The following is a 9,718-nucleotide window of genomic DNA, read 5'->3' as shown; positions in this document are numbered from 1 at the left end:
CGCGACGCCCGGCTCGGCGCTGCGGTACGGGTCCGCGGTGCGGGGTGGCTCGGTGCGGTGCGGGTCGGCGGTGCGGTGCGGGTCCGTGGTGCGGGGTGGCTCGCTCCGGTGCGGGTCTGCGGTGCGCGGTGGCTCGGCTCGGGGTGGCTCGGTGCGATGGCCCGGCTCGCGGGTCCGTTCCGGGCTGCGGTCCTGGCGCACCGGGCCCGGTGGTGGCCAGGGCAGACTGCCGTCCGAGCGCTGGCCCGGCTGCGGCCGGGGCTCGCGGTACGTGTCCTCACGCGGCGCGTTCTCGCGGTACCCGTTTCCGAGGTACGCGTCCGGGCGGGCCTGTTCGCGGGGCCGCCGGTCCGGGTACGCCTCGGCGCGGGCTGCCGCCTCACGGGGCTGCTGCCAGTGCGGGTCGATGTCGGGCCGACGCCGGTCGTCGTCGAGGCGTGGCTGGTCGGGCAGGTCCGGTTCGGGTCGACGCCGTCGTCCACCGTCGGGTGGGGGCATCCCCTCGTCAGCGCGGTAGCGCGGCTCTGGGCGGCGCAGGTCGTCGCCGGCCCGGTCCGGGTACCCGTCGGCGCGGTACCGCGTGCGGCCGTCCACGGGTGCCCAAGGGTCGGCCCCGTCGGCGGTCCGGCCATCGTGGTCGCGGGCGGGGCGGACGCCGTATCCGTCGCCGGGGTGCCGTTCGTAACCGGCGGCCGGCCGCTCCGGTGTGCCGCGCCGGCGTGGTGCGTCGTCCGGCTCGGGCACCCAGCCGGGTTCCGGCCGGGGCGCGGGGGAGACCGGCGGTGTGCCCCGGTAGCCGCGGTCCCGCTCGGTGGGCTCCGGCCGGGGGCGGCGGCTGTCGTACCGTTCGGGGGTGGGCTGGTCGCGGTGCCAGGCGGCTTCCCGCGCGGGCGCCCGCTCGTCGGCGGGGCGTCGGTCGGACCAGGCGGTGCGCCGGTCCGACTCGGGGGAGCGGCGTTCGTCGCGGCGCGGTGGCTCGGGCAGCGGACGGCGGTACGGCTCGTGGTCGTAGTGGCGGGAGTCGGCGTTGTCGGGCCGGCCGTAGGTCGAGGTGTCCGCCGAGCGCTCGTCGCCTCGGGGCCGGCCGTAGGCCGGTGTCTCGCCCGGCTCGTCGTCCACCCAGGACCGGCCGTGGGGTGTCTGTTCCGCCGGTGGTTCGTCGGACCACGACCGGCCGAGGTAGGTGCCGTCCGGGCGGGTGGGCGCGAGTGGCGGCACCTCGGCCCGGCCGGACACCGTCGCCCGTCCGCGCGGCGGCGGCTGGTGCGGCATACCGATGTCGCCGGGGTAGCGCTGGCCGGGGAACTGGGGGTGCCACTCGGAGGTCGGTTCGATCACCCAGGACGGTTCGTTCGGGTCTGGCCACCGGTCGGTGTAGCGGCCGTTCATCCGGCGAGCCCGTCGCCACACCCGGCCGCTGGGCCGATTCTCGCCGTGGGTGAGCTGTCCGCAGCCGCCGCCGGGTGACCGCTGGGCGTCCGGTCGCCGCCTGCCACGCCCCGGTGGCCGGCTCGCGTCCGCTCGCTCACGCGTTGTCACCTCGTTGCAAATTGTCGCGCTGGGGCCGCACATGCCGGTCAGGTCGCCGCTTTGGCAGGCCGTGGCTGCGGATGGAGGGTAACGGCGTGGGCTCGCTCACCGCCACTGTGGTACGGCCCACCGGCGCAAACGTTATCCCATTGGTTTCGGACATTTGAGCCTATAAGCGAATCTGGTCTCCGACCATACCGCACTCGACGACCACCTGGCTGCGGTCGGGATCGCAGCGTCCGGTCAGGGATGTTCCATGATGAGGACGGCGAACGTGCCGGGAGCGAGCGCCTCGTAACGGTGCGGGGTGTCGCCGGGGAACGTGGCGTAGTCACCGGGGTCGAGTTCGACCGGCGCGCCCTCGGGCCCCACCCGCAGTCGGCCGGCGGCGACCACCACGTGTTCGACGCTGCGGGGGGTGTGTCCGCGGGCGACCCGGACCGCCCCGGGTTCCAGCGTGATCAGGTAGACGTCCCGGCGCAGGTGCGCCGCACCGGCGCTGAGCAGCGTTCCGCTGAAGTCGGCCTGCTCGGATCGGACGTCCGGCCCGTCCCCCGCCCGGATGACCCGTACGACGTCGTCGACGGGCTCCACCAGCCGGCTGAACGGCACGCCGAGGGCGACGCCCAGCGCCCAGAGCGTCTCCACACTCGGGTTGCCGGTGCCCGACTCCAACTGCGAGAGGGTGGATTTGGTTACCCCCGCCCGGCGGGCCAGCTCGGTCAGCGAGATGTCGACCCGTTCCCGCTCGCGGCGCAGGGCCGCGGCGATGATGGCCAGCGGGGCAGCCGGTTCCGAAGGCATGCCTTCGCTCCATTGGGTCGAACGTTCGGTGTGGCGAACAACGGCGACCCGTTCAGCATGATGAACGCACGACAAGATCCACGCAGTTACGGCGAAACTGCTGCCTCGACGATGTCCTGAGGCAGCAGTTTCGCTGATGTTGCACGGATCTGGAGGGCTGGGGTCAGACCTTGTCGCCCAGCTTCACCTGCGGCGCGGGAGCGCGCATCCGCCGGAAGGTGATCGACCGCATGACCGCGTAGAGGAAGAGCGAGCCCATCCGCTGGTCGGTCTTCGGGAAGCGCTCCCGGACCAGCTTGCTGATCTTGCGGCAGATCAGCACCGAGTCGATGACCACGCCCAGGGCCAGCGCACCCCAGAGCACGTTGGAGATCAGCCGGACCAGCGGCGGCATGGCCGCGTTCGACCCGACCAGCACGATCAGCGCGCCACCGAAGAACCAGGTGCCGACGGTACGCCGGGAGTCGACCACGTTGCGGGCCAGCAGCCGCTCCGGGCCACGGTCGCGGGGGCCACCCTCGCGGCGGAACTCCGACGCGGCCTCGGCGCGCAGTTGGCGGCGACGCTCCCGCTCCTCCTCCTTGGTGAGGGGGCGCGTGGGGCCAGCCGGGCGGCGGCCGACGGTCGGCCGCTTGGGCGTCTCCCGACCCTTGGCCGGGGTGTAACCCCGGGAACGCTCGGCGGTCTCCTCGGGAGACACCGAGGAGACGGCCTCGTCGACGAGGTCGGTGGACTTGCGGCGAAAGAGCGACGGCACGCGGCAAGGGTAGCCAACGGTCCACGCCCGGTGCACATCGCGGTGCACCGGGCGTGAAGAGTGTGTCGGGACTTACGGACGCTCGGCGTGCGCGCCGAGGTCGGCGAGCTTCGCCTCGAAGTCCTCGTAGCCCCGGTTGATCAGGTCGACGCCGTACACCCGGGAGGTGCCCTCGGCCGCGAGCGCCGCGATCAGGTGGCTGAATCCGGCCCGCAGGTCCGGGATGACCAGATCGGCGGCGTGCAGCTTGCTCGGCCCGGCGATCACCGCGGAGTGCTTGAAGTTGCGCCGGCCGAAGCGGCACGGGGTGCCGCCGAGGCAGTCCCGGTAGACCTGGATGTTGGCGCCCATCGAGTTGAGCGCCTCGGTGTAGCCCAGCCGCTGCTCGTAGACCGTCTCGTGGACGATCGACAGGCCGCGGGCCTGGGTCAGCGCCACGACCAGAGGCTGCTGCCAGTCGGTCATGAAGCCGGGGTGCACGTCGGTCTCCAGCGCCACCGCGTTCAGCTCGCCGCCGGGGTGCCAGAAGCGGATCCCGCCCTCCTGGCCGGGGTCGCCCAGCTTCGGCGCGCGGGCGTCGGTGACCTCGTACTCGCCGCCGACCGAGCGGAAGATGTTCAGGAAGGTCATCATGTCGGCCTGCTGCGCGCCCAGCACCTCGACGTGACCACGGGTCGCCAGGGCGGCGGCCGCCCAGCTCGCCGCCTCGATCCGGTCCGGGATCGGCCGGTGGGTGTAGCCGTGCAGCTTGGGCACGCCCTGGATCTCGATCACCCGGTCGGTGTGGACCTTGATGATCGCGCCCATCTTCTGCAGGATGCAGATCAGGTCGATGATCTCCGGTTCCACCGCGGCGTTGCGCAGCTCGGTGACGCCCTCGGCCATCACGGCGGTCAGCAGCACCTGCTCGGTGGCGCCCACGCTCGGGTACGGCAGGGCGAACTTGGTGCCGTGCAGCCCGTTCGGCGCGGACAGGTGCAACCCCTCCGGCCGCTTGTCGACCGTGGCACCGAACTCGCGCAGCGCCTGGAGGTGGAAGTCGATCGGGCGCGGGCCGATGTGGCAGCCGCCGAGATCCGGAATGAACGCGTGCCCGAGGCGGTGCAGCAGCGGGCCGCAGAACAGGATCGGGATCCGGCTGGAACCGGCGTGCACGTTGATCTGGTCGGTGCTGGCGCTTTCCACGTTCGCCGGGTCGAAGACCAGCTCGCCGTCCTCGGTGCCGTCGGTGACCTTGACGCCGTGCAAGCCGAGCAGACCTCGCACCACCTCGACGTCGCGGATCTTGGGCACGTCGAACAATCGGCTCGGGCTGTCGCCGAGCAGCGCGGCGACCATCGCCTTCGATACCAGGTTCTTCGCGCCGCGCACGCGGATCCGCCCCTCGAGCGGAGTGCCTCCGTGCACAACCAGGACGTCGTCGGTCAACGCAACCTCCAGCGCGTCGGTGCTGCCGTGTTGATGGTGGGGCGCCTGAACGTTGTCACTACCCCGGACGCGGCCATATCGAAACGGCCCGCGTGTGTCGTCGCTTGGGCAGCATAGCCCTCGGTGACGAAAAAGGACTCGGTCACATCGGCGTGTGTGGCATTAATCGGTGATCCGGCACTTTTGCGTACCAAGAGCGCTACGGATCGTGATCAGGACACCGTCGGTGGCGGAGTGTCCGCGCCGGGCAGGGCGAGCATCTGATCCAGCGCGACCCGGGCGTGGTGCGCGGTGTCGGTGTCCACCGTGATCTGGTTGACGACCCGGCCCGCGACCAGCTCCTCCAGGGCCCAGACCAGGTGCGGCAGATCGATGCGGTTCATCGTCGAGCAGTAGCAGACGGCCTTGTCCAGGAACATGATCTGCTTGTCCGGGTGCGCCAGCGCGAGCCGGCGGACCAGGTTCAGCTCGGTGCCGAGCGCCCACGCCGAACCGGCCGGAGCCGCCTCGATCGTCTTGATGATGTATTCGGTGGAGCCGACGTAGTCGGCGGCCGTGACCACCTCGTGCCGGCACTCCGGGTGGACCAGGACGTTGACCTCGGGCACCCGCTCCCGTACGTCGTTGACGCTGTCCAGCGTGAACCGGCCGTGCACCGAGCAGTGCCCCCGCCAGAGAATCATCTTGGCGTCGCGCAGCTGCTCCGGGGTGAGCCCACCACCGGGCTTGTGCGGGTCGTAGAGCACGCAGTCGTCCAGCGACAGGCCCATCTCCAGCACCGCGGTGTTACGGCCCAGGTGCTGATCCGGCAGGAAGAGCACCTTCGAGCCCTGCTCGAAGGCCCAGTCCAGGGCGCGCTTGGCGTTGGACGAGGTGCAGACCACGCCGCCGTTGCGGCCCACGAAACCCTTGATGTCGGCCGACGAGTTCATGTACGTCACCGGCACGGTCTCGCCGGCGATGCCCAACTCGGTCAGCGTGTCCCAGGTGGCCTCGACCTGGCCCAGCACCGCCATGTCCGCCATCGAGCAACCCGCCGCGAGGTCGGGCAGGATCACGCGCTGACTGTCGGTGGTGAGGATGTCGGCGCTCTCGGCCATGAAATGCACGCCGCAGAAGACGATGTACTCCGCGTCCGGGCGGGCCGCGGCCTCCCGGGCCAGCTTGAACGAGTCACCGGTCACGTCGGCGAACTGGATCACCTCGTCGCGCTGGTAGTGGTGCCCCAGAACGAAGACCTTGCTGCCCAGCTTCGCCTTCGCGGCGGTGGCCCGGGCCACCAGATCTGGATCACTGGGCGCCGGCAGGTCGCCCGGACACTCGACGCCGCGCTCGGTGTCGGGGTCGCTGCCCCGGCCGAGCAGCAGCAGAGCCGTCGCCGTGTTGGAGGGTTCCACCCAGGTCGAAGTCACGTAACCCATGCTCCCACAGCACGAGCGCGACGAGGCTTCGCTCGGTGTGGGCTGCCACACTGCTCGGCATGCGCGTGCTGCTCTGCCCGGACAAGTTCGCCGGCACCCTGTCCGCCCCGGAGGTGGCCGCCGCGGTCGCCGTCGGTTGGCGCACCGTCACAGACGGAGACGATCTGCTGATCCGGCCGCTCGCCGACGGCGGGCCGGGCTTCGTGGAGGTGCTCGCCGAAGCCCTCGGCGGTCGGCGGGTGCCGGTGTCGACGGTCGACCCCCTGGGCCGCCCGGCGGCCGGTGAGATCCTGCTCACCGCCGACGGCACGACCGCCTATCTGGAGAGCGCGCAGGCGTGTGGGCTGCACCTGCTCTCGGCAGCCGAACGAGACCCGAAGACCACCACCTCGTACGGGCTGGGTCTGTTGGTGGCCGCCGCGGTCGAGAGCGGTGCCCGCACGGTGGTGATCGGGCTGGGCGGATCCGGCACCAACGACGCCGGCGCCGGAATGCTCGCCGCGCTGGGCGTGACCCCGCTCGACCTGGGCGGCGCCGCGCTGGCGTACGGCGGGGCGGCGCTCGCCGCGGTCGACGCGCTGGACGGCGCGCCCCGGCTGCGCGGCGTCCGGCTGGTCGCGGCCACCGACGTGGACAACCCCCTGCTCGGCCTGCACGGCGCGAGCAACGTGTTCGGCCCGCAGAAGGGCGCCGACCGCGCCGACGTGCTGCTGCTCGACGCGGCCCTGGAGCGTTTCGCGGCGGTGCTGGAACGGGACCTGGCCGGTTGCCCGGCGGGGCTCGGCGCGCTTCCCGGCGGCGGGGCCGCCGGCGGCATCGGCGCGGCGCTCCTCGCCCTGGGCGGCGACTGCGAGTCGGGGATCGGCCTGGTCACCCGGGCCACCCGCCTCGACGCCGCACTGGACACCGCCGACCTGGTGATCACCGGTGAGGGGTCGTTCGACCACCAGTCGTTGCGCGGCAAGGTCGTCGCCGGGGTGGCCGGCGCCGCCCGCGACCGGGGCGTCCCCTGCGTGGTGGTGGCCGGGCAGGTGAGCACCGGCCGGCGGGAGGCCGCGTCGGCCGGGGTGACCGACGCGTACAGCCTGGTCGAGCACTTCGGTGGTGAGGAGGGCGGCGGGCTCGACGCCGCACTGAGCCGGCCCGCGGAGGGGTTGCGCGAGCTGGGTGCCCGGTTGGCCCGCCAGTGGAGTCGCCGAGCGTGACGACCGCTCGGTCGGCGGCCCCACTGGCGGGCCGACCTGGAGCGGGGGTCACGCCACGCGGGTGGACCCGGCCGGGGCGGCGTACGATCGGTCGAGGACCACAACCGGGAATCACTGGACGGCGCACGACGTTGGCCAGTGCGTCCGGACCCAAACCGCGCAGGGAGACTTCCACGTGACCACGCCAGCGCAGACCGAGTCGACCGAGGCCCAGGCCCCTACTTCCGTCGTCCTCACCGACGTCGCGGCGCAGAAGGTCAAGGCCCTGATCGAGCAGGAGGGCCGCGACGACCTGCGGCTCCGCGTCGCCGTGCAGCCGGGCGGCTGCTCCGGCCTGCGGTACCAGCTCTTCTTCGACGAGCGTTCGCTCGACGGTGATGTCGTGACCGACTTCGGTGGTGTCGGGGTCGTCGTCGACCGGATGAGCGCCCCGTACCTGTCCGGTGCGACGATCGACTTCGCCGACCGGATCGACGCCCAGGGCTTCACCATCGACAACCCCAACGCGGGCAGCTCCTGCGCCTGCGGTGACTCGTTCAACTGAGTCACGCACCAACCACCAGCGACGATGGGGCCGTTCTCCGGGACGGCCCCATCGTCGTGCCGGTCGGGTCCCACACCGGTAGGCTGACCGCGCCCTGCTCCCGACCCCGAGGGTTGACATGAAGATCGCCGTCACCGGCTCGATCGCCACCGATCACCTGATGAGTTTCCCCGGTCGCTTCGCCGACCAGCTCATCGCCGATCAACTGCACAAGGTCTCCCTCTCCTTCCTGGTGGACGACCTGGTGCTCCGCCGCGGCGGCGTGGCGGCGAACATCTCCTTCGGGATGGGTCAGCTCGGCCTGCGCCCGGTGCTGCTCGGCGCGGTCGGCGCCGACTTCGCCGACTACCGCTCCTGGCTGGAACGCCACGGCGTGGACTGCCACTCGGTGCACGTCAGCGAGGTGGCGCACACCGCCCGCTTCGTCTGCACCACCGACACCGACATGTGCCAGATCGCGTCGTTCTACGCCGGTGCGATGAGCGAGGCCCGCAACATCGAGCTGGCCCCGGTCGCCGACCGGCTCGGCGGTCTGGACCTGGTGCTGGTCGGCGCCAACGACCCCGAGGCGATGCTGCGCCACTCGGCCGAGTGCCGCACCCGCGGGTACGCCTTCGCCGCCGACCCGTCCCAGCAGCTCGCCCGGATGGGCGGCGAGGACGTGGTGGCGCTGATCGAAGGCGCCGAGTACCTGATGACCAACGACTACGAGAAGTCGCTGCTGCAGAGCAAGGCGCAGCTGAGCGACGACCAACTGCTGGACCTGGTCAAGGTGCGGGTCACCACGCTGGGCAAGCACGGTGTGGAGATCGCCGGACGTGGCATCGACCCGATCCACGTACCCATCGCGCGGGAGATCCGGGCGGTCGACCCGACCGGCGTCGGCGACGGCTTCCGGGCCGGCTTCTTCACCGCGCTCTCCTGGGGCCTCGGCCTGGAACGCGCCGCCCAGGTCGGCTCGCTGCTGGCCACGCTGGTCCTGGAAACCGTCGGCACCCAGGAGTACGAAGTCCGCGGCGACCTGTTCGTCAAGCGGCTGGCCGAGTCCTACGGCGACGCCGCCGCGGAAGAAATCCGCCCTCACCTCCTGCCGTGAGTGCTGGGCCGATCACCGTCGGCCACGTTCATCGGGGCGAATGCGACATTGAACGGTATACCTCACAGGCGTAAATATGCCTGTGAGGTATACCGCTCCTCGGCAGATCGACATGGCGGGCCAGTCGAGCGCGCGGCCGTTCGTCAACCTTGGTTGGGAATCACTCGTCTAGTGGGTGCGGCGGACGTCGTAGGCGGGGCCGTCAGGGCCGTTGACCGAGCCCAGGAACTCCTGGCCGCGCATCCGGCACCAGGCGGGAATGTCGACCGCCGCCGCCGGGTCGTCGGCCAGCACCCGGACCACCGTGCCGACCGGCACCTCGGGCATCCGCCGCGCCGCCGCGATCACCGGTAGCGGGCACCGCTGCCCCCGGCAGTCGATTACCTCGTCCGGCATCGTCACAGCCCCACCACCCCGGCCTCGGCGCGCAGCCCGGCGACGATGCCCGGCAACTCGGTCAGGAACCGCTCCACGTCCGCCCCGGTCGTCTCCCGATGCAGGCTGACCCGCACATTGCCGTGCGAGAGCACCCCCATCGCCTCCAGCACGTGCGACGGACGCAGCGTGGACGACGTGCAGGACGAGCCGGACGACACGGCGAAGCCCCGCCGGTCCAGGGCGTGCAGCAGCGCCTCCCCGTCGACGTACAGGCAGGAGAACGTCACCAGGTGGGGGAGCCGGAGCACCGGGTCGCCGACCACCTCCACGTCGGGCACCTCCGCCGCGACCCGCTCCCGGATCCGGTCCACCAGGGCGGCCAGCCGGGTCGCCTCGGCCGCCGCGTCGGCCGCCGCCGCCCGCAGGCTCGCCGCCGCCGCCACGACCGCGGGCAGGTTCACCACCCCAGGGGTACGTCCGCTCTCCCGCTCGTCCGCCGGCCACGGTGACTCCCACCGAGTGCCCTTGCGGACCGCCAGCACCCCCACCCCGGGT

The 9,718-nt window shown here is 72.0% G+C and carries 9 protein-coding genes and 1 pseudogene; 3 read left to right on the top strand and 7 right to left on the bottom strand.

Features of this window, described 5'->3' with window-relative positions; genetic code table 11:
• From DLJ59_RS36390 to nadA, 5 genes and pseudogenes are all read right to left on the bottom strand, one after another.
• Positions 1-1,389: pseudogene (locus DLJ59_RS36390) on the bottom strand (hypothetical protein); the annotation flags it as partial.
• A 384-nt stretch (positions 1,390-1,773) separates the two neighbouring features.
• Positions 1,774-2,334 carry a helix-turn-helix domain-containing protein gene (locus DLJ59_RS20600; protein WP_124774270.1) on the bottom strand — a complete coding sequence of 187 codons (561 nt, stop codon included), beginning with the start codon at positions 2,332-2,334 and terminating at the stop codon, positions 1,774-1,776.
• 163 nt (positions 2,335-2,497) lie between these two features.
• Positions 2,498-3,091 carry a DUF3043 domain-containing protein gene (locus DLJ59_RS20595; RefSeq protein ID WP_124774269.1) on the bottom strand — a complete coding sequence of 198 codons (594 nt, stop codon included), beginning with the start codon at positions 3,089-3,091 and terminating at the stop codon, positions 2,498-2,500.
• A gap of 72 nt (positions 3,092-3,163) precedes the next feature.
• Positions 3,164-4,519, bottom strand: a complete 1,356-nt coding sequence (murA, locus tag DLJ59_RS20590) for a UDP-N-acetylglucosamine 1-carboxyvinyltransferase (RefSeq protein ID WP_030337972.1) — start codon at positions 4,517-4,519, stop codon at positions 3,164-3,166.
• A 212-nt stretch (positions 4,520-4,731) separates the two neighbouring features.
• Positions 4,732-5,931, bottom strand: coding sequence for a quinolinate synthase NadA (nadA, locus tag DLJ59_RS20585; RefSeq protein WP_124774268.1), 1,200 nt, complete (start codon positions 5,929-5,931; stop codon positions 4,732-4,734).
• A 68-nt stretch (positions 5,932-5,999) separates the two neighbouring features.
• On the opposite strand from nadA, the gene DLJ59_RS20580 reads away from it, so the two are divergent.
• The 3 genes from DLJ59_RS20580 to DLJ59_RS20570 all read left to right on the top strand — a co-directional run bounded on the left by DLJ59_RS20580 (position 6,000) and on the right by DLJ59_RS20570 (position 8,785).
• A complete protein-coding gene (locus tag DLJ59_RS20580; RefSeq protein ID WP_124774271.1) occupies positions 6,000-7,145 on the top strand; it encodes a glycerate kinase family protein in 1,146 nt (381 codons plus the stop codon).
• Between the two features lie 175 nt (positions 7,146-7,320).
• On the top strand, positions 7,321-7,689 hold the full coding sequence (gene erpA / locus DLJ59_RS20575) for an iron-sulfur cluster insertion protein ErpA (RefSeq protein WP_124774267.1): 369 nt from the start codon (positions 7,321-7,323) through the stop codon (positions 7,687-7,689).
• 118 nt (positions 7,690-7,807) lie between these two features.
• A complete protein-coding gene (locus DLJ59_RS20570) occupies positions 7,808-8,785 on the top strand; it encodes a carbohydrate kinase family protein (RefSeq protein ID WP_124774266.1) in 978 nt (325 codons plus the stop codon).
• A 168-nt stretch (positions 8,786-8,953) separates the two neighbouring features.
• Here the strand turns inward: DLJ59_RS20570 and DLJ59_RS20565 are convergent, their stop codons facing one another.
• Positions 8,954-9,187 carry a sulfurtransferase TusA family protein gene (locus tag DLJ59_RS20565; protein WP_091407500.1) on the bottom strand — a complete coding sequence of 78 codons (234 nt, stop codon included), beginning with the start codon at positions 9,185-9,187 and terminating at the stop codon, positions 8,954-8,956.
• Positions 9,184-9,718: aminotransferase class V-fold PLP-dependent enzyme (locus tag DLJ59_RS20560; RefSeq protein WP_124774265.1), on the bottom strand; the 535-nt coding region annotated here is incomplete at its 5' end. The genes DLJ59_RS20565 and DLJ59_RS20560, both read right to left, overlap by 4 nt.

This window comes from Micromonospora inaquosa, assembly GCF_003857055.1.
GTDB lineage: Bacteria > Actinomycetota > Actinomycetes > Mycobacteriales > Micromonosporaceae > Micromonospora > Micromonospora inaquosa.
Note: the sequence above shows the minus strand (reverse complement) of the source record. Positions and strands in the feature narration are given on the sequence as shown.